This is a genomic window from Streptomyces sp. NPDC001493, from assembly GCF_053597235.1.
In genome coordinates this window covers 94595-117105 of sequence record NZ_JBSFHV010000010.1, presented here as the reverse complement: position 1 = coordinate 117105, position 22511 = coordinate 94595, and the positions used below count along the sequence as shown (strand labels likewise).

General features: G+C 75.0%; 2 protein-coding genes. Both read left to right on the top strand.

Features of this window, described 5'->3' with window-relative positions:
* Positions 1-363: 363 nt before the first annotated feature.
* A complete protein-coding gene (locus ACWCWD_RS16515; protein WP_450773509.1) occupies positions 364-14877 on the top strand; it encodes an amino acid adenylation domain-containing protein in 14514 nt (4837 codons plus the stop codon).
* Positions 14874-22505: an amino acid adenylation domain-containing protein gene (locus tag ACWCWD_RS16510; protein WP_450773508.1), complete on the top strand. Its 7632-nt coding sequence runs from the start codon at positions 14874-14876 to the stop codon at positions 22503-22505. The genes ACWCWD_RS16515 and ACWCWD_RS16510 overlap by 4 nt, the downstream gene beginning before the upstream one ends.
* Positions 22506-22511: the final 6 nt, after the last annotated feature.

Below are 22511 nucleotides of genomic sequence, written 5' to 3'. Positions count from 1 at the left end.
GGTCGCACGGCGACTCATGGGGCTTTGATGGTTCTAGTTCGAACGGAATCGGCCAGGGTGTGGCCGGAATTCGATTCGTGCTCGGCTGAAGTCATTCCTGTGCCGCTGTGCGGATTCTCCGAGTCACTCAGAGAACATCGGCGATTCGTCGCGCGGTCCCCCTGGGCGGAAGGGGACCACGGGGTGTGCGCCGGATGAATGCGCCCGGCGCGATACCCCGGTGAATCCTTCCTGTACGGGGTGCACCGACTCTTCTTTCCGCTTCGGCGGTCCTCTTTGCCGACGATGTGCACACCGGCGCGGCGGGTTCCTCCGCGCCTTCTCCGTCGTCCCCAAAATCTCTCCCCAAAGGTGTCGACCGGCATGCATGAAAACGACTCGATCCCGTCTCGTCCGATTCCCGCAGAGCTTTTCGAGCTGACCGTTGCTCAACAGGGTGTGTGGTACGGCCAACTGGTCGAACCGGAGAGCCCGAAGTTCAACATCGCCGAGTGCTTCGAGATCCGGGGCGATCTCGACGCGGAGACGTTCGCCGCCGCCGTCGCCCGTGCGGTCGCCCTCTGCGACAGCCTCAACGTCGAGTTCCTCGTCCACGACGGTGCCGTACGCCAACGGGTCACACCGCATCCCCGGGCCGCCGCCGACCGGCTCCGCCTGGTCGACCTCTCCGGCACCGACGACCCCGCCGCCGCGGCCGAGCGCTACCTGGCCGACGACATGGCCACCGTCGACCGGATCGAAGCCCCGCGCCACAGTCTGGTACTGCTGCGTCTCGGACCCCGTCGGCACTACTGGTACATCCGCTTCCACCACGTCGTCGTCGACGGCCTCGGCGGTGCCGTCTTCGCCCGCATGGTGGCCGACCTCTACGCACGCGCCCTGCGCGGCGAGGACATCGCCGGGACCGAGCTGCCCCCCGCCCCGCTCGCCGACCTCCTCGCGGACGAGGCGGCCTACCTCGACTCCGACCGGTACGAGGCCGACCGGGCCCACTGGACCGCCAGGTTCGCCGACCGTGCGGCGGACGCGACCGGTTCCGGCAGCGGGGCCGGCGCGCGGGGCGGTACGCCGCTCATCCGCCGCCGTACCGACGCCCCGGTCCCCGTCGCTCCCGGCGGAGCGGACGGCGTGAAACTGCACACCGGAGAAACCCTGCCCGTCTCCGTCCTCGACGACCTGCGCCGGCTGGCCGCCGCCAACCGCACCACCTGGTCCGCCGTGCTGGTGAGCGCGGTCGCCGCCTACGTCGGCCGGGTCACCGGAACCCGGGACGTCGTCGTGGGCCTCGCCTCCAACGGCCGCCACGGCGGACTGCGGCACATCGTCGGCATGACCGCCAACATCCTGCCGCTGCGGCTGGAGATCACCACCGACATGACGGTCGGCGCACTCGTCCGCGCCGTCGCCGCGGAGATGCGCGGAGCCCTGCGCCACCGGCGCTTCTCCCGCGAACAGCTCGCCCGCGAACTCAACATGGCCGACGACGCCGCACGTCTGACGGACGTGGTCGTCAACATCATGGGGTACGCGTACGACCTCGACTTCGGCGGCAGCCCCGCCACCTCCCGCCTGCTCTCCATCGGCCCGGTCGACGACGTCTCGCTCTTCGTCTCCGAACGCTCCGAGGGAACCGGTCCGTTGATCGGATTCGACGCCAACCAGGAGCTCTACCGCCCCGAGGACGTGACGCTGAGCCAGCGCGCCGTCATCTCCTTCCTGAAGGCCCTCGCCGGCGCGGACACCGAAACCCCCCTGCGCGAGCTGCCGTTGCTCGACTCCGAGACCGCCGCCGAACTCCTCGCCCACGGCCGGGGCGCCGACCTGGAGGTCCCGGAACCGGCCACGAGCCTGCCGCAGGCGTTCGAAGCGCGGGTGCGCCGCACCCCGGACGCCCCCGCGGTGGTGGACGGTGCCGTCACACAGACCTACCGGGAGCTGGCGCACCACGCTGCGGAGATCTCCGCAGCGCTGGCGGGCTGGGGGCTCACCGCCGAGGACGGGGTCGGCGTCCTGGTGAACCGTTCCGCCGCGGTGGTGGCCGCCACCCTCGGCGTGGCCGGCGCGGGCGCCGCGTACGTACCGATGGACGCCGCATGGCCCCAGGAGCGCCTCGACCGTGTCGCGGGCGTCGCCGGGGTCCGTGCCCTGGTGGTCGACGAGGGCGCCGCCGGACAGAACTGGGTGAAGGTGACCGCGGCCATCTTGCCGGTCGTCGTCGTCGACGCCCTCGGCCGGGTACTGCGCGGCGCCCCACCGCGTCCCGGACGGGTGCCGGACGTGACGCACGCCGACCGGCTCGCCTACGTGACGTTCACCTCCGGCTCCACCGGGCTGCCCAAGGGCGTCGGCGTCACTCACGCGGACGTCCTCGCGCTGAGCGCCGACTCCGCCTGGCGGGACGGGGCGTGCGACGCGGTGCTGCTGCACTCGGCGTACGTCTTCGACGCCTCCACCTTCGAGATCTGGGTTCCCCTCCTGCACGGCGGCAGGGTGGTCGTCGCGCCCCCCGGCGTCCTGGAGGCACCCGTCCTCGCCGGCCTGGTCGAACGGTACGGAGTCACCGCGCTCTTCCTCACCACCGCCCTGTTCAACGTGGTGGCCGAGGCGGATCCCGCGGCCTTCGCCGGGCTGCGGCTGGTCGCCGCGGGCGGCGAGGCCGCCACCCCGGACCTGATGCAGCGGGTGGCCGCCGCCGCGCCCGGCACCCGGGTCCTGCACGTGTACGGGCCCACCGAGACCACCACCTTCGCCTCCCGCCACCGGGTCGCCGCCGACTCGGGCGGGCTGCCGCCCATCGGCCGCCCGCTCGACGGGATGCGGCTCCACGTCCTCGACGGCGACCTCGGCCTGGTGCCTCCCGGCGTGGTGGGGGAGCTGTACGTGTCGGGGCGCGGCGTCGCACGCGGCTACCGGGGGCGCCCCGCGCTGACCGCGGGCCGGTTCGTCGCCGACCCGCACGGTCCGCACGGGGCCCGCATGTACCGCACCGGGGACCTCGTCCGCTGGACCGCGCGCGGCGAGATCGAGTACGTCGGACGCGCGGACGGGCAGGTCAAGCTGCGCGGGTACCGCATCGAACCCGCCGAGATCGAGGGCACCCTGCTCGCCGATCCGGGCGTGGTGGCCGCGAGCGTCCTGGTCCGCGAGGACATACCCGGCGACCGCCGCCTCGTCGCGTACGTCGTGCCCGCCACCGGCACCCGGCCCGACCACACGGCGCTCGCCCGGCGGGTGGGCCGCGCCCTGCCCGCGTACATGGTGCCCTCCGTGTTCGTGACGCTCGACGCCCTCCCGCTCAACCCCAACGGCAAGGTCGACCGCCGCGCCCTGCCCGCACCCCCCGCCGCGGCCACCACGGGGCGCGCCCCGAGCACCGCACACGAAGAGGTGCTGGCCGGCCTGTTCGCCGACGTCCTCGGCGTCGCCGCCGTCGGAGCCGACGACAACTTCTTCTCCCTGGGCGGCCATTCGCTGCTCGCCACCCGTCTCACCGGCCGGGTGCGCGCCGCCCTGGGCACCGAACTCGGGCTGCGTACCCTCTTCGACCACCCCACCGTCGCCTCGCTCGCCGCCGCCCTCGACACCGCCGGCTCCGCCCGGCCCGCCCTCACGCCGCAGCGGCGGCCCGAGTCGGTGCCGCTCTCCTACGCGCAGCAGCGCCTCTGGTTCCTCAACCGGGCGGAGGGTCCCGGCGACACGTACACCGTCCCGCTCGTCCTGGAGCTCGACGGCCCGCTCGACACGGTGGCCCTGCGGGGCGCGCTGGCCGACGTGGTCGCCCGGCACGAGAGCCTGCGCACCGTCTTCGCCGAGCACGACGGGGTACCCCGTCAGGAGGTCCTGGACGCCGCCGTCGCGGCGGAGCTGGTCCCGCTCGTCGTCCGGCGCCCCCCGGCCGGGGAAGCCGGTTCCGGGGCGGCCGGGGCTTCCGGTGCGGCTGGGTCTGCCGGGGCTGTGGGAGCTGCCGGGGTTGTGGGAGCGGCCGGGGCGGCCGGGGCCTGGGCGGAGGAGACCGTCCGCCGGCTGATCGCCGAGCCCTTCGACCTCACCGGCGACCTCGCCGTCCGCGCCCACCTGCTCCAGGAGGCCCCGGACCACCACCTCCTGGTCCTCGTCCTCCACCACGTCGTCGCCGACGGCTGGTCCCTCGCCCCCCTCGTCCGCGACCTCGGCGCCGCCTACCGTGCCAGAACCGAGGGCACCGGCACCCCCGACTGGCCCGCGCTGCCGGTGCAGTACGCCGACTACACCCTCTGGCAGCGCCGGCTGCTCGGCGACGACACCGACCCGGAGAGCCTCGCCGCGATCCAGCTCGCCCACTGGCGAGAGGCCCTGCGCGGTGCACCCGACCTGCTCGACCTGCCCCTCGACCGGCCGCGCCCCGCCGTGCCCGGCCACCGGGGCGACGCCGTCCCCTTCGCGCTGCCCGCGCCCGAGCACGCCGCGCTCGTCCGGCTCGCCCGCGCCGCCGGCTGCACCCCCTTCATGGTGCTCCAGGCGGCGCTGGCGGTGACGCTGCACGCGCACGGCGCCGGCACCGACATCCCGCTGGGCACTGCCGCGGCGGGCCGCTCCGACGAGGCACTCGGCGACCTCGTCGGGTTCTTCGTCAACACCGTCGTCCTGCGCACGGATCTCTCCGGCGACCCGACCTTCAGTGAACTCCTGGAACGCGTCCGAGAGTTCGACATCGCCGCCTTCGGTCACGGCGATCTCCCCTTCGAACGGATCGTGGAGGCCGTCAACCCCGAGCGCTCCGGCGGCCATCACCCGCTCTTCCAGACCATGCTGGTCCTCCAGAGCCAGGAGCGGACCGCCCTGGACCTGCCCGGCATCACCACCCGGGACCGGTCCCGGCACACCGGGATCAGCAAGTTCGACCTGACGTTCTCGCTGACCGAACTCAACGGCCCTGACGGCGAGTCCGCCGGAATCGGAGGCTATCTGGAGTACGCCACCGACCTCTTCGACGCGGCGACCGCCCACGGTCTGAGTGCCCGCTTCGCCCGCGTGCTCACCCTCGCCGTCACCGATCCCGGCCGCCGCGTCCGGGACCTCGATCCGCTCGGACCGGCCGAACGGGACCAGATTCTCGCCCAAGGCCGGGGCAAGGAGCGGTCGTTGTCCGTCCTCACCGCCCCCGAGGCGGTCCGCGAACAGGCCGCCCGCACCCCCGGCGCGGTCGCCGTCCGCGACGAGCTGACCAGCCTCACCTACGCGGAGCTCGACGCCCGGGCCGACGACCTCGCCCACACCCTGCGCGAACGGGGCGCGGGCCGCGAGGCCCGGGTGGCCATCGCCGCGCCGTCCTCCGTCCACACCGTCGTCGCCATGCTGGCCGTACTTCGGGCCGGCGCCGCCTACGTACCCGTCGACCCGGAGTACCCGGCGGCCCGCATCCGCCACATGCTCGACGACGCCCGGCCGGTCCTGCTGCTCACCACCGCCGCCACCCGCGCGTCGCTGCCCCCGGTCGACCTGCCCTGGCTCGCCCTCGACGCACCGGCGGACCGGGCCGCTCCGCCCGCCCCGCACACGCCCCACCCGGACGACCCGGCGTACGTCATCTACACCTCCGGCTCCACCGGCCGCCCCAAGGGGGTGGTCGTGACCCACGCCGCGCTCGCCAACCACATGGCGTGGCTGGCGGACCACCTGCGCCTCACCGGCGAGGACCGGGTGCTCGCCCGCACCTCCACCAGCTTCGACGCCTCCGTGTGGGAGCTGTGGCTCCCGCTGATGAACGGCGCCGAAGTCTGCGTCCTGCCGCCCGGGGCCAACCGCGAACCCGCCGAACTCGTCGACTGGATGGGCCGGTTCGACATCACCGTCGCCCAGTTCGTGCCCTCGCACCTGACCCACGTCCTCGCCGAGGCGGCCCACGGGGCGCCGCTGCCCCGGCTGCGCGCCGTGCTCTGCGGCGGCGAACCCCTGCCGCGCGCCCTCGCCGACCAGATCGCCGCCCGCTGGGGCGCCGAAACGCACAACCTGTACGGCCCCACCGAGGCGACCATCGACGCGACCGCGTACCGCGAGGACCGCACCCGGACCGCCTCCCCGGCCGAGACCGTCCCGATCGGCAGGCCCGTGGACACCATGCGCGCCTACGTCCTCGACGGCCGGCTGCGCCCCGTACCGCCCGGCGTCACCGGGGAGTTGTACCTCTCCGGGCCCAACCTCGCCCGGGGCTACCTGCACCGGCCCGGTCTGACCGCCGAACGCTTCCCCGCCGACCCCTTCACCGCCGACGGCACCCGCATGTACCGGACCGGCGACCTCGTCCGATGGAACGGACACGGGCTGCTCGACTACCAGTCGCGCGCCGACGACCAGGTCAAACTCCGAGGCTTCCGGATCGAGTTGGGCGAGGTGGAAGCCGCGCTCCTGGCGAACTCCGGTGTCACCGGCGCCTGCGCGGTGATCCGCGAGGACGCCCCCGGCCGGCGCCGCCTCGTCGCGTACGCGGTGACCGACGACCCCGCCGTACGCCCCCTCACCCTGCGCGACGGTCTCGCCGAGGCCCTCCCGCACCACATGGTGCCCTCCGCCGTCGTCGTGCTGGACGCCCTGCCCCTGCTGCCCAACGGCAAGGTGGACCGGCGCGCCCTGCCCGAACCCGGTCCGGAGACCGGCGGACCGGCCGCACCGGGACGGCTCAGCCTCCGGGAGGAGCTGCTCGCCGGGATCTTCGCCGACGTGCTGGACCGGCCCCGGGTCGGCCCGCGCAGCAGCTTCTTCGACCTCGGCGGACACTCGCTCCTCGCCATGCGCGTGGTGAGCCGCGTCCGCGCGGTCCTGGGCGCGGAGATCGCCGTACGCACCCTCTTCGAGCACCCGACCGTCGCTGGGCTGGCCCGCGCCCTCGACCCTGCGGCCCGGACCCGGCCTCCCGTGGTACCGGCCGAGCGCAGACCCGATCCGCTGCCGCTCTCCTTCGCCCAGCGACGGCTCTGGTTCCTCAACCGGCTCGAAGGCCCCAGCTCCACCTACAACATCCCGCTCGTCCTCGAACTCCACGGCACCCCGGACACGGACGCACTGCGCGCCGCCCTCGGGGACGTCGTCGGGCGGCACGAGTCGCTGCGCACCCTCTTCCCCGAACAGCACGGCACACCACACCAGTTGATCATCGACGCGGACGACGCCACCCCCGCACTTCCGGTCGTGGACGTAGCCCCCGACGACCTGGAGGAGGCCGTCTTCGACGCCGTGCGCCTGCCGTTCGACGTCACCGCCGACCTGCCGTTGCGCGCCCTGCTGCTGCGCGCCGCCCCCGACCACCATGTCCTGCTGCTGGTGGTGCACCACATCGCGGGCGACGGCTGGTCCCTCGCCCCGCTCGCCCGGCACCTGGGCGAGGCGTACCGGGACCGTCTCACCGGCCGGGAGCCCGCGTGGGCGACGGGCGGCCCCGTGCTCCAGTACGCCCACTACGCCCTCTGGCAGCACGCCGTCCTGGGCGACGACGCCGCACCCGGGAGCGCGCTCGGGCGGCAGCTGGAGCACTGGCACACCGCCCTCGCGGGGCTGCCCGGCCTGATCGACCTGCCGCTGGACCGGCCCCGCCCGGTCACCGCCGACCCGCGCGGAGACGTCCACGCCTTCGACGTACCACCCGCGCTCCACGCACAACTCCTCATCCTGGCAAGGGAATCGGGGAGCAGTCTCTTCATGGTGCTCCAGGCGGCGGTGGCCGCCCTGCTGCACCGGCACGGCGCGGGCGACGACATCCCGCTCGGCACGCCCGTCGCCGGACGCACCGACGAGGCGCTGGAGGACCTGGTCGGGTTCTTCGTCAACACCCTGGTCCTGCGCACGGACCTGTCGGGCAGTCCGAGCTTCCGGGAACTCCTGGACCGGGTGCGGGAGTTCGACCTCGCCGCGTACGGGAACCAGGACGTGCCCTTCGAACGGCTGGTGGAGAGCCTCAATCCCGTCCGGGCCCGCGACCATCACCCGCTCTTCCAGACCATGCTGGTCCTCCAGAACCAGGAGACCGTCCGCCCCGAACTCCCCGGCCTCACCGTGGAGGACCGGATCGTCCACAACGGGCTGAGCAAGTTCGACCTCACCTTCGCGTTCACCGAGGAGCGCGACGGCGGCGGCCTCTCGGCCGGGATCGAGTACGCCACCGCCCTCTTCGACCCGGACACCGTCGAAGCACTCGCCGCCCGGCTCGTCCGCCTCCTGGAGCAGGTGGCCGCCGACCCCGGCCGTCCGCTCGCCGGCCACGACCTGCTGACGCCCGGCGAACACACCCGGGTCACCCGCTGGGGCACCGGCCGCCCGCTCGGCGAGCCCGCACCGGACACCGTTCTGCCCGCCCTCTTCGCGGCCCAGGCCCTCCGCACACCGGACGCCGCCGCCGTCGCCGACGGCGCCACCACCCTCAGCTACGCCGCACTCGACACGCTCTCCGCCGACCTCGCCGGCGCGCTCGCCGGACTCGGCATCGGACCCGAGTCCGGAGTCGGCGTGCTGCTCGCCCGGTCGCCCGCCGTGGTGACCGCCTCCCTCGGCACGGTCCGCGCCGCCGGCACCTACGTCCCCATGGACGCCCGCTGGCCCGAGGAGCGTCTCGACCAGGTCGCCGGGGTGGCGTCGCTGCGGGTCCTCGTCGTCGACGAAGCCGCCCACGCCTCCCCCTGGGTGACCGCCACCGCGGGCCGGCTGCCGGTCCTGGTCGTGGACCGGCTCGGCCGGGTCCTGCGCGGCGGCCCCGACCGGCCGGGCCGCCCGGTCGCCGTGCCGGGGCCGCAGGCACTCGCGTACACCATGTTCACCTCCGGCTCCACCGGTGTGCCCAAGGGCGTCGGCGTCACGCACGCCGACGTGGCCGCGCTCACCGAGGACTCCGCCTGGCGCGAGGGCGCCGCCGACGCGGTGCTGATGCACTCGGCGTACGTCTTCGACGCCTCCACCTTCGAGATCTGGGCCCCGCTCCTGCACGGCGGCAAGGTCGTCGTCGCACCGGACGGGGTGCTGGAAGCCCGCGCCCTCGGCGATGCCGTCGAGGAACACGGGGTGACCGCGGTCTTCCTGACGACGGCGCTCTTCAACGTGATCGCCGAGACCGCTCCGGAAGCGTTCCGGGGGCTCCGCCTCCTGTGCGCCGGAGGCGAGCTCGCCTCCCCGGACGCCATGCAGCGCGTCGCGGGGGCCACCCCCGGCCTGCGCGTCCTCCACGTCTACGGACCGACCGAGACCACCACCTTCGCCACCCGCCACGACGTGACCGCCGGCCTCCCGGCCGGACCGCCGCCCATCGGCCGCCCGCTGGACGGCATGCGGCTGTACGTGCTCGACGGCTCCCTCGGCCCGGTCGCACCCGGTGTCGTGGGCGAGCTGTACCTCGCCGGGCGGGGAGTCTCCCGGGGCTACACCGGGCAGCCCGCCCTGACCGCCGGCCGCTTCGTCGCGGACCCGTTCGGCCCCGCCGGGAGCCGGATGTACCGCACCGGCGACCTCGTCCGCTGGACCAGGGACGGGCGGATCGCCTACGTCGACCGCGCGGACGGACAGGTGAAACTGCGCGGCTACCGCATCGAACTCGGCGAGATCGAATCCGTTCTGGCCCGCTGCGAGGGGGTCGCCGACTCCTTCGCCGTCGTCCGCGAGGACACCCCCGGCGACCGGCGCCTCGTCGCCTACGTGGTGCCCACCGCCCGTACCCTCCCCGCGCCCGCCGACCTCGCCCGGGAGCTCGGCCGGTCCCTGCCCGCGTACATGGTGCCCTCCGCGTTCGTACTGCTCGGCGCGCTGCCGCTGACCGTCAACGGCAAGGTCGACCGGCGGGCGCTGCCCGCACCCGTCCTCGGGGAGCAGAACCGGAGGACCGGCGGCGGCACGGCCCGCAGCGCCCGCGAGGAGATCCTCCGCGGACTCTTCGCCGACGTGCTCGGGCTCGACGGACTCGACTCCGACGGCGACTTCTTCGCCCTCGGCGGCCACTCCCTGCTCGCCACCCGCCTCGCCGCGCGCATCCGTACCGTGCTCGGCGTGGAGGTCCCCGTCAAGGAGCTCTTCGAGCACTCCACCCCGGCCGCCCTCGCCGCGGCACTGCACGGCGCCGAGCAGGCCAGAAGACCCCTGGAGAGAACCGGGGAACGGCCCGACCCGCTGCCGCTCTCCTTCGCACAGCAACGCCTCTGGTTCCTCGGCCGGCTGGAGGGCCCCAGCGCCACGTACAACGTGCCGCTGGTACTCCGCCTCGACGGCCCGCTCGACACCGGAGCCCTGGAGAACGCCCTCGCGGACGTGGTCGAGCGCCACGAGAGCCTGCGCACCGTCTTCCCCGAGACCGACGGCATCGCCCGGCAGCTGGTGCTCGACGCCACCGGAGCCGACCTCGACCTGACACCCCGCGACACCGACCCCGCCCGCCTCGACGACGTACTCACCGCCGAGGTCACGCACCCCTTCGACGTGAGCACCGAACTCCCCGTGCGGGCACGGCTGATGAGGCTCTCTCCCGAATCCCACGTCCTCGTCCTGGTCCTGCACCACATCGCCGGTGACGGCTGGTCCCTCGCCCCGCTCGCCCGCGACCTGGGCGAGGCGTACCGGGCGCGGATCGGGGGAGAGGAACCGGGCTGGAGCGAACTCGCCGTCCAGTACGCCGATTACACCCTCTGGCAGCGCGCCCTGCTCGGCGAGGAGGACGACCACGCCGGCCAGGCCGCCCGCCAACTCGCCTTCTGGCGCACCGCCCTGGCCGGCGCCCCCGACCTGCTGGAACTGCCCTGCGACCGGCCGCGGCCCGCCGTACCCGCCCACTGCGGCGACGCACACCCCTTCACCGTCGGCCCCGACACCCACCGGGCGCTCGCCGGCCTCGCCCGGGCCCGGGGCAGCAGCCTCTTCATGGTCCTCCAGGCCGCCCTGTCGGTCCTCCTCTCCCGCCACGGCGCCGGCGAGGACATCCCGCTGGGCACCGCGGTCGCCGGCCGCACCGACGAGGCACTCGACGACCTGGTCGGGTTCTTCGTCAACACCCTGGTGCTGCGCACCGACCTGAGCGGCGACCCGACCTTCGGCGAAGTCGTGGACCGGGTACGCGACTTCGACCTGGCCGCCTACGCCCACCAGGACCTGCCCTTCGAGCGGCTGGTGGACGCCCTCAGCCCCGTACGCGCCCAGAACCACCACCCGCTCTTCCAGACCATGCTGGTCCTCCAGAACCAGGGCGACGCCGCGATCGACCTGCCCGGCCTGACGGTGACGGAACAACCCGTGCACACCGGCATCAGCAAGTTCGACCTGACCTTCACCTTCACCGAGACCCACGACGCGTCCGGCCACCCCGCCGGCCTCCGGGGCGTCCTGGAGTTCTCCACCGAACTCTTCGTCCCCGCCACCGCCCACACCCTGGCCGCCCGGCTCACCCGCCTCCTCGACACGCTCGCCGCCGACCCCGGCCGGCGCGTCCACACCGTCGAGGTGCTCGACCCGGACGAGCGGCGGAGCCTGGCCCGCGTCGCCCACGGCCCCACCCGCCCCTCGGCCGCCCGTACCGCCCCCGAGGCGTTCCGCGCGCAGGCCGCCCGTACCCCCGGGGCGATCGCCGTACGCGACGGCGGAGACGGCATCACCTTCGCCGAACTCGACCTGCTCTCGGACGACTTGGCCCATCACCTGCACGACCGGGGGATCGGCCGCGGTGATCTGGTCGCCCTGGCGCTGGAAGGCACCGCCGACCATGTCCTCGCGATGCTGGCGGTCACCAAGGCCGGGGCCGCCTATCTGCCCGTCGACCTGGAGTACCCCGAGGCGCGTATCGCCCACATGCTCGAAGACGCCCGCCCGGCGCTGCTCCTCACCCACGACGCCCCTGACGCCCGCCGCGCCCGCGCCGGGCGCCCCGGCCCCGCCCTGCCCCGCCTCGCCCTCGACGACCGGGCCGCCTGGTCCACCGGGCGCCCCGCGCCGGACGGCGCCGGGCCCGACCCGCGCGACGCGGCGTACGTCATCTACACCTCGGGCTCCACCGGCCGCCCCAAGGGCGTGGTCGTCACCCACGCCTCCCTCACCAACCACATGGCGTGGATGGCGGACCACCTCGGTCTCGGCGGCGAGGACCGGGTCCTCGCCCGCACCTCGCCGAGCTTCGACGCCTCGGTCTGGGAGACCTGGCTGCCACTCCTGCACGGCGGCTCCACCTGCCCCGTGCCGCCCGCCCTCAACCACGACCCCGCCGGGCTGCTGTCCCGGATGCGCGCCGAGGGCGTGACCCTCGCCCAGTTCGTGCCCTCGCACCTCTCCGTCGTCCTCACCGAGACCGGCCCGGACGCGGCGCCCGACACCCTGCGGGCCGTCCTCTGCGGCGGGGAACCACTGCCCCGGGCCCTGGCGTCACGCGTCGGCCGGGAGTGGCGTACCGAGGTGCACAACCTCTACGGGCCGACCGAGGCCACCATCGACGCCACCGCCCACCACCACAGGACCGCCGGAGCGGACGGACCGGCGGGGGAGGGGAGCGTTCCGCTCGGCCACCCGGTCGACAACACCCGCGCCTACGTGCTCGACGCCGGTCTGCGACCGGTGCCCACCGGAGTCACCGGGGAACTCCACCTCGCGGGCGACGGACTCGCCCGCGGCTACCTGGGGCGCCCCGGGCTGACCGCCGCGCGGTTCGTCGCCGACCCGTACGGCCCCGCCGGAAGCCGGATGTACCGCACCGGCGACCTCGTCCGGCGGGACGCCGACGGCCTGCTCACCCACGTCGGGCGCGCCGACGACCAGGTCAAGGTGAACGGATTCCGCATCGAGCCGGGGGAGATCGAGGCCGCCCTCACCGCGCTCGACACCGTCGCCACCGCCTGCGTCCTGGTCCGCGAGGACCGGCCCGGCGAGCGGCGTCTGGTCGCCTACACCGTCCCCGCCCCGCGCGTCGGCGCCGCCCCCGCGGAGCGTGAACTCCGCGCCCGGATCGCCGAGTCGCTGCCGCCGTACATGGTGCCCGCCGTCTTCGTGACCCTGGACGCGCTGCCGCTGCTGCCCAACGGCAAGACCGACCGGCGCGCCCTGCCCGCCCCCGCCCGGCCCGCCGCCGAACGTCCGGGCGGCCGGCCGCGCACCGCGAGGGAAGAGGTGCTCTGCGAGGTGTTCGCCGCCGTCCTGCGCGCACCGGTCGTCCGCACCGACGACGACTTCTTCGCCCTCGGCGGCGACAGCATCCTCTCCATCCAGCTCGTCAGCCGGGTCCGTGAGGCCGGCCTGCGGGTCACCCCCCGTGACGTCTTCGTCCACCGCACCCCGGAGGCCATCGCCGCCGCGTCCACCGCGCTCGACCAGGGCGCCGAGCCCGGCCGGGACACCCCCGCGCCCACCGAGCGGGGGACCGGCACGATGCCGGCGACGCCCATCGTCGCCTGGTTCCTGGAGCGCCCCGGACCGACGGACGGCTACAACCAGTCCGGGGCCCTGCGCACACCCGCGGGGGCGAGTGCCGACACACTGACCGCCGCCCTCCAACTCCTCATCGACCACCACGACATGCTCCGTCTCCGGGTCGGACGCCCCTCCGGAGGCGAGGACGTCCTCGAAGCGCTCCCGGCGGGCTCCGTCCTCGCCCGCGACCGGTTCACCCGGATCGACGTCACGGGTCTCGGCGCCGACGCCGTCCGTGCCGCCGTCACCGAGGCGGGTGAGGAGGCCCGCGCACGGCTCAGCCCCGCGGACGGGAACGTCCTGGAGGCCGTCTGGTGCGACGCCGGACCCGGCGCGCGGGGACGCCTGCTCCTCGTCGTCCACCACCTGGCCGTCGACGCCGTCTCCTGGCGCATCCTCGCCGCCGACCTGGCCACCGCCTGGCGGGCCGTCACCGAAGGCCCCGGAGGGCCTGGAGGCGCTGGTAGTCCCGGAGGGCCCGGGCTCCCCGCGGTCACCACCTCCTACCGGCACTGGGCGCACCTCCTCGCCGCCCAGGCGCACGACCCCGCACGCGAGGCGGAACTCCCGCTCTGGGAAGCGATGTCGGGCACCCCCGACCCGCAGCTGGGGCTCCGCCCGCTCGACCCCGCCCGGGACACCGCGGGCCGCACGCGCACCCTCGTCACCCGGCTGCCCGCCGCTCGCACCGAGCCCCTCCTCACCGCCGTCCCCGCCGCCTTCCACGCCGGGGTGGACGACGTGCTGCTCACCGGTCTGGCCCTCGCCGTGAGCGCCTGGCGCGCCGAACGCGCCTCCGGCGGAGCCGGCCCGGTGGGAACGGGTGTCCTGGTCGACCTGGAGGGCCACGGCCGGGAGCAGATCGACGAGCGCCTCGACCTGTCCCGTACCGTCGGCTGGTTCACCAGCCTCTACCCGGTCCTCCTCGACCCCGGCCCCCTCGACCCCCGTACCCCCGGGCGCTTCGACGCCGCCCTTGCCGAACGCGCCCTCAAACGCGTCAAGGAGCAGCTGCGGACCGTCCCCGACCACGGAGTCGGCCACGGCATGCTCCGCCGGCTCAACGCGACGACCGCCCCCCGGCTGGCCGCCGCACCCGACCCCCAGATCGGCTTCAACTACCTGGGCAGGTACGCGGGTTCGTCCGAAGCGGCCGGAGCCGCCGACTGGGAGGTCCTGCTCGACGGGGGCGGGCCCCGGGCCCAGGACCCCGCGATGCCCGTCCACCACGTGCTCGACATCAACGCCCACACCGAGGACGGCGTGGGCGGCCCGACCCTGGTGACCCGCTGGACCTGGCCCGCCGACCTCCTTCCCGAGGACGCCGTGGAAGCCCTCTCCGACGCGTTCACCCGTGCCCTGGGCGCGCTCGCCGAACACGCCGAACGGCCCGAATCGAGCGGCTGGACGCCCTCCGACCTTCCCCTGGTCTCCCTCGACCAGGCCCAGATCGACCGACTGCAGAACAAGTGGGGTGGACGCAAGTGAACGGGTTCCAGCTGGAGGACGTACTGCCGCTGACGCCGTTGCAGGCAGGCATGCTCTTCCACGCGCTGTACGACTCCCACGCCGTGGACGTCTACACCGCGCAGTTCGTCTTCGACCTCGAAGGCACCCCCGACGTCCCCGCGCTGCGCGCCGCCGCCGGCGCCCTGCTGCGGCGGCACGCCAATCTACGGGTCGGCTTCCTCCATGAGGACCTGCCCGAGCCCGTCCAGGCCGTCGCCGCCCGGGTGCCGGTGCCGCTGGAGGAGGTGGACCTGACCGGCCCCGACGACCCGGCGGCCACCGAGGAGCGCCTCACCGCGTTCCTCGCCGCCGACCGCACCCGGCGCTTCGACCTCGCCACCCCGCCCCTGATGCGCTTCACTCTGCTGCGCACCGCCCCGCGCCACCACCGGCTCGTCATGACGGCCCATCACATCCTGCTCGACGGCTGGTCGATGCCCTTGCTGGTAAGGGAGTTGTTCGAGCTGTACGCGACCGGGGGCGACGACTCCGCGCTGCCCCGGGTCGCCCCGTACCGCACCTACCTCGCATGGCTGGCCCAGCAGGACCGCGCCGAAGCCCTCGACGCCTGGCGCACCGCGCTGGCCGGGATCGAGGCCCCGACCCTGCTCGCCGGGCGCGGTGGTCACGGAGTTCACGGCGCACCCGCCTCCGCGGATCAGCCCTCCGCCGAGCTCCCCGAGACGCTCGTCCTCGACCTGGACGAGGCCACCACCACCCGGCTGCGCGAGACGGCCCGCGCCCATCGGCTCACCCTCAACACCCTGGTCCAGGGCGCCTGGGGGCTGCTGCTCACCCGGCTCACCGGCCGCGCCGACATCGTGTTCGGCACCACCGTCTCCGGCCGTCCGCCGGAGATCCCCGGCGTGGAGTCGATGGTCGGGCTGTTCATCAACACCGTGCCGGTACGGCTGCGGCCGGCCGCCGACGACACCCTGGCCACCCTCCTGACCCGCCTCCAGGAGGAGCAAGGGCGGCTCCTGGGAGCCCAGTTCGTGGGGCTGACCGAGATCCGCGAGGTCACCGGCCTGGACGAACTCTTCGACACCCTCACGGTGTTCGAGAACTATCCGCTGGACGCGGAAGCCCTGCGCACCGCACAGCAGGGGCTGTCCGGCCTCGCCGTGACCGGTTTCAGCGGCACGGACGCCGCGCACTACCCGCTCACCCTCACCATCGCCCCGGGCGACACCCTGCGCATCACCTTCGGCCACCGCGCCGCCGTCCTCGGCCACGACGAGGTGGCCCGCACCGCCGCCCGGATGCGCCGGCTGCTGACCGCGATGGCCCAGGGGCTCGACCTGCGCGCCGACGCCGTGCCCGTCCTCCTGGACGGCGAACGGGAGACGCTGCTGGCGCAGGGGCGGGGTGCCGGACTCCCGCCCGGCGCGACGGGGGCGAGCGTCCCGGAGGCCGTGGCGCGCATCGCCGCCCGGCAGCCGGACGAGGTCGCCGTCACCGGCGCCGGCGAGGAGCTCACGTACGGCGGACTCCTCCGCCTGTCCGGTGAACTGGCCGGGGTGCTCACCGGACTCGGAGCCGGTACGGAGAGGGGCGTCGGCATCCTCGTGGGCCGCTCGACCGCCCAGGTCACGGCCTCCCTCGCGGCCCTGCGCGCGGGTGCCGCCTACGTACCCCTCGACCCGCGCTGGCCCGTCGAGCGCCTCGCCTGCGTCGCGGAGGTGTCCTCCCCGCGCGTCCTCGTCGTCGACGAGACCGCCCGTACGCACCCCTGGGTACGTCAACTCCCGCCCGGCACAACGGTGGTGACCGTGGACCCGGCCGGCCGGGTGCTGCACGGAGCCCCGGACGCCCCCGGCGCGCTCCCCTCCGACGCGCTTCTCTCCGCCGGGGGCGGGGCCCGCCTCGCCTACGTGATGTTCACCTCCGGCTCCACCGGACTGCCCAAGGCCGTCGGCGTCACCCACGCCGACATCACCGCTCTCGCGGCCGACCGGACCTGGGGCGACGGAGTCGCGGACGCCGTCCTCACGCACTCGGCGTACGCCTTCGACGCCTCCACCTTCGAGATCTGGGTGCCCCTCCTGCGCGGGGGCCGCGTCGTCCTCGCCCCCGACGGGGCCCTCCAGCCCGCCGCGATCCGCGACCTGGTGGCCCGGCACGGCGTGACCGCGGCGTTCCTGACGACCGCCCTGTTCAACGTCGTCGCCGAGACCGACCCCGGCGCCCTCGGCCTGCTGCGGCTGGTCGCCGCCGGGGGCGAGGCCGCCGCACCCGGCGTCCTCCAGCGGCTGGCCGCCGCCCACCCCGGCACCGCCGTCCTCAACATCTACGGGCCGACCGAGACCACCACCTTCGCCACCCGGCACCGCGTCCACCCCGGCGACGCGCCCGACGGGGTGCCCCCCATCGGCCGGCCCCTCGACGGCATGCGCGCGCACGTCCTGGACGCCGCCCTGAACCCCGTACCGCCGCGCGCCGAAGGGGAGTTGTACCTCGCGGGGCCCGGCGTCGCGCGCGGATACCTCGGCCGCCCCGGGCTCACCGCCACCCGCTTCGTCGCCGACCCCTTCGCCGGGGACGGAACCCGCATGTACCGCACCGGCGACCTGGTCCGCCGCGACCCGGACGGCACCGTGCACCACCTGGCGCGGACGGACCAGCAGATCAAGCTGCGGGGCCACCGCATCGAACCCGCCGAGATCGAGGCGGTACTCCGCACCGATCCGTCCGTACGCGCCGCCTGCGTCCTGGTCCGCGAGGGCCTGCCCGGCGACCGCACCCTGACCGCCTACGTCGTCCCCGCCCCCGGCCGCACCCCCGACCCGGGCCTGCTGGCCGCGCACGTCGGACGCCATCTGCCCGCCTTCATGGTGCCGGCCGCCATCCAGCCCCTCGACGCGCTCCCGCTCACCCCCAACGGCAAACTTGACCGGCAGGCCCTGCCCGCGCCCGTCCGGCCGACCGCACCGGCCGGACGGCCGCCGCACGGCGCCCACGAGGAGATCCTCGCCGGGCTCTTCGCCGACGTACTGGGCGTGGACCGCGTCGCCGCCGACGACAACTTCTTCTCGCTGGGCGGCCATTCACTGCTCGCCACCCGGCTCGTCGGCCGGGTCCGCACCGCGCTGGAGACCGAGGCGGACATCCGCACCCTCTTCGAGAACCCCACCGTCGCCACGCTCGCCACCGCCCTGGAACACGCCCGCCGCCCCGCCCGCCCCGCCCTCGCCCCGCAAGAACGCCCCGCGACGCTCCCGCTCTCCTACGCCCAGCAGCGCCTGTGGTTCCTCCACCGGCTCGAAGGCCCCTCCGCCACGTACAACATCCCCTTCGCCGTACGCCTCGACGGGCCGCTCGACACCGAGGCCCTGCGCCGGGCACTGCACGACGTCGTCATCCGGCACGCCTCCCTGCGCACGGTCTTCCCGGAGCGCGACGGCGCCCCGTGCCAGCACATCACCGACCCCGGTGACCTGCGGCTCCCGCTCGTCGTTGAGGCAGCCGACGAGGAGAAGCTCGCCGACCGCGTCCGCGCGTGCGCGACCGAGCCGATCGACATCGAACACCGCCTCCCCGTCCGGGCGACCCTGCTGCGCCTCGCCGACGAAGCGCACGTCCTGGTCCTGGTGATCCATCACATCGCGGCCGACGGTTCCTCCCTGGCGCCCTTCGCCAGAGACCTCTCCGCCGCCTACCGCGCACGCCTGCGCGCCGAGGCCCCCGCCTGGACGGAGCTCCGCGTGGACTACGCGGACCACGCCCTCTGGCAGCGCCGCCTGCTCGATGGTGGGAGCGGCGGTCCGGACGAACTGGTGAACCGTCAGCTCACCTACTGGAAAACCGCGTTGGCGGGTCTGCCGGAGGCCGTCGAGCTGCCCTGGGACCGTCCGCGCCCGCCCGTCTCCCGGCACACCGGCGCCACCCACGCCTTCGCTCTCGACCCCGCCACCGCCCGGCGGGTCGGCGAACTCGCCCGCGCCACCGGCAGCACCGTCTTCATGGTGCTCCAGGCGGCCCTCTCCCTCGTGCTCTCACGCCACGGAGCCGGGGACGACGTCCCGCTCGGCACCGCGGTCGCCGGCCGCACCGACGAGGCGGCCGACGACCTCGTCGGCTTCTTCGTCAACACCCTCGTGCTGCGCACGGACCTCTCCGGCGACCCGACCTTCCTCGAACTCCTCAGCCGGGTCAAGGAGTTCGACCTCTCCGCGTACGCGCACCAGGACGTGCCCTTCGAGCGGCTGGTCGAACTCCTCAACCCCGCCCGCTCGCAGAACCACCACCCGCTCTTCCAGACCATGCTCGTCCTCCAGAACCACACCCCGGCCGCCCCCGTGGACCTGCCCGGCCTCACCGTCACGCCCGTGCCCGTCGACACGGCCGTGAGCAAGTTCGACCTCTCCTTCACCTTCACCGAGACCCGCGACGCCGGCGGGACGCCCGACGGCATGGCGGCCACCGTCGACTACGCGACCGAACTCTTCGACGCGGTGACCGTGCACGGCCTCGCCGAACGGCTGGTCCTGCTGCTCGACGCCGTCACCGCCGACCCGGACCGCCCGCTCACCACGTACGAGGTGCTCACCGCCCCCGAACGCGCCCGTCTCACCGCCTGGGGCACCGGCCCCGCGGACGACCTGCCCGGCTCCACCGTCGTCTCGCTCTACGAGGAGTGGGCCCGGCGCACTCCGCACGCGCCCGCCGTCCGCGACGCCCGCACCACCCTCACGTACGCCGCCCTCGACGCCCGCGCCGATGCCCTCGCCCGTCAGCTCACCGCCCTCGGCATCGGCCCCGAGGACCGGGTGGCGGTCGCCCTGCCCCGCACCCACGCCCTCCTCGTCGGCCTCCTCGGCGTCCTCAAGGCGGGGGCGGCGTACGTACCGCTCGACCCCGACTACCCGGCCGACCGCCTCTCCTACATGCTCGAAGACGCCGGCCCGCGCCTGCTCCTGACCACCCCCGACCTCCACCGCCGGCTCCCCGCGACCCCGGTGCCCCACCTGCACGCCACGGACCCCGGCAACCCCGACGGCCCCGGCGACGGTGCCGCCCCGGCCCGCCGCCCGCTCCCGGAGCACCCCGCGTACGTCATCTACACCTCCGGCTCCACCGGCCGGCCCAAGGGCGTCGTGGTCACCCACCGGGGCGCCGGAGCCATGGCCAGGGCCCAGCGGGAACGGCTGCGCGTCACCCCGGACAGCCGGGTGCTGCACATGGCGTCCGTCAGCTTCGACGCCGCGTTCTGGGAACTCTGCATGGCGCTGCTCTCCGGGGCCTGCCTGGAGATCGACGAACGTGACGCCCTGCTGCCCGGTCCCGCCCTCGCCGCCACCGTCCGCGAACGCGGCGCCACCCACCTCACGCTGCCGCCCGCCGCGCTCGCGGTGATGCCGGCCGGCTCGCTGCCCACCGGAACCACCCTGGTCCTCGCGGGCGAGGCGTGCACCCCGGCCCTGGTGCGCGACTGGGCGGCCGGCCGCTTCCTCGTCAACGCCTACGGCCCCACCGAGACCACCGTCTGCGCGACCATGAGCGCCGCCCAGCACCCGGAAGGACCGCTCGCCCCCGACCGCACGGTGCCCATCGGCGTCCCCGTCGACGGCACCCGGGTCCACGTCCTGGACGACCGGCTCGCCCCCGTCCCGCCCGGCGTCGTCGGCGAACTGTACGTCTCCGGGGCGGGAGTCGCCCGCGGCTACCACGACCGGCCCGGTCTCACCGCGACCCGCTTCGTGGCCGACCCGGCCGACCCCACGGGGGGCCGGATGTACCGCACCGGCGACCTGGTCCGGTGGACCACCGGCGGCGGACCGGGCGGCGGACACGGCGAACTCGTCTACGTCTCCCGCGTGGACGACCAGGTCAAGCTCCGCGGCTTCCGCATCGAACTCGGCGAGATCGAGGCCGTGCTCACCGCCCTGCCCGGCGTGGCGGCGGCCTGCGCCGTCGTCCGCGAGGACCGGCCCGGCGACCGTCGCCTCGTCGCGTACACCGTCCCGGCCGACGGCACTGCCGGACCCGACGCGTCCGAGCTGCGCGCCCACCTCGCCGCCGCCCTGCCCGGCCACATGGTCCCCGCCGCCTTCGTACGCCTCGACGCGCTGCCGCTGACCCCCAACGGCAAGACCGACCGGCGGGCCCTGCCCGCACCCGACCGGGCCGCGCCGGCCGGCGGCCGCGCCCCGCGCACGGACCGCGAACGGGCCCTGTGCGAGGCGTTCGCGGAGACCCTCGGCATCGACGAGGTCGGCGTCACCGACGACTTCTTCGCCCTCGGCGGCCACTCCCTGCTCGCGGTGACCCTCGCCCAGCGGATCGAGGAGCGCTGCGGCCGGCGCCCCTCCCTGCGCGCCCTGTTCGCGGCACCCACGGTCGAAGGGGTGGACCGCCTCCTGGCGAGCGCGGCCGGAGAGCAGAGCCCGTCGGAGACCACCGCCGGGCCGGACCTCGCCGCCGAGGTCCGCCTCGCCCCGGACATCACCGGCGCCGGCCGGAACGCCCCGCTGCCCGCGCCCGCCCGACGCCCCGCCCGGCCGTCCGCCCGCCCCCTGCTGACCGGCGCCTCCGGGTTCCTCGGCGCCTACCTCCTGCGCGACCTCATCGAGACCACCGGCGGCCCGGTCGACTGCCTGGTAAGGGCCGAGGACGCACCCCGCGCCGCCGACCGGCTGCGCACCAACCTGGAGCGCTACGGGCTCTGGCAGCCCAGGTACGCCGAGCTGATCCACCCCGTCCCCGGCGACCTCGCCGCCCCCGGCCTCGGCCTGTCGCCCGAGGACCGGACCGCCCTGGTCCGCCGCCTCGGCCCCCTCCTGCACAACGGCGCGCACGTCAACTTCGCCGCCCCGTACGAAGACCTGCGCGCGGCCAACGTCACGGGGACGGAGGAGCTGCTGCGCCTGCTCGCCGACTCGGCGTCACCGGGGATGCACTACGTCTCGACCACCGGCGTCCACGCCCCCGCCTCCGCCCCCGTCACCCTCACGGAGACGAGCCCGACCGGCCCGGCCGCCGCACTGCCGGACGGCTACGCGCGGAGCAAATGGGTCGCCGAGGGGCTCGTCGGCCTCGCCCGGGAGCGCGGACTGCCGGTGACCGTCCACCGCCCCGGGCGCATCAGCGGCGACACCGCGACCGGCGCCTGCCAGGACCGGGACCTGCTGTGGCAGCTGATCAAGGGATGCCTGCAGGCGGAGGCGGTGCCGGACCTGCCGCACGGCTCGACCGACTGGGTGCCCGTGGACCACGTCAGCGCGGCGGTGGTGGCGCTCGTCCTCGCGAAGGGGCCGGCCGGCGGGACGTACCACCACACCAACCCGGACGCGCCAGGCCTGGAACGGGTTTTCGAGACGGCCGTCCGCCTCGGCCACGAGGTGCGTACCCTCCCCGCCGAGGAGTGGCAGGCCCGCGTCGCGGCCCAGCCGGACAACGCGGCCCAGCTGTTCCTCGGCGACGGGGAGCGGGCGGGCGGCGGGGCGACGGACCACCGCCGCTTCGACTCCGGCCGCACCGCCGAGGCGGTGGCCGCCCTCGGCGTCCGCCTGCCGCCGCTCACCGACGAGGTGGTGACCCGCTACCTGACGTACTTCCGGGGAACGAGGTTCCTGCCGGCCCCCCGGGGAGTGCCGGCGGCGTCCTGACACGCG

Excerpts from the sequence above, each read along its gene's own strand:
- ACWCWD_RS16515 (WP_450773509.1), top strand. The coding sequence starts at position 364 with ATGCATGAAAACGACTCGATCCCGTCTCGTCCGATTCCCGCAGAGCTT.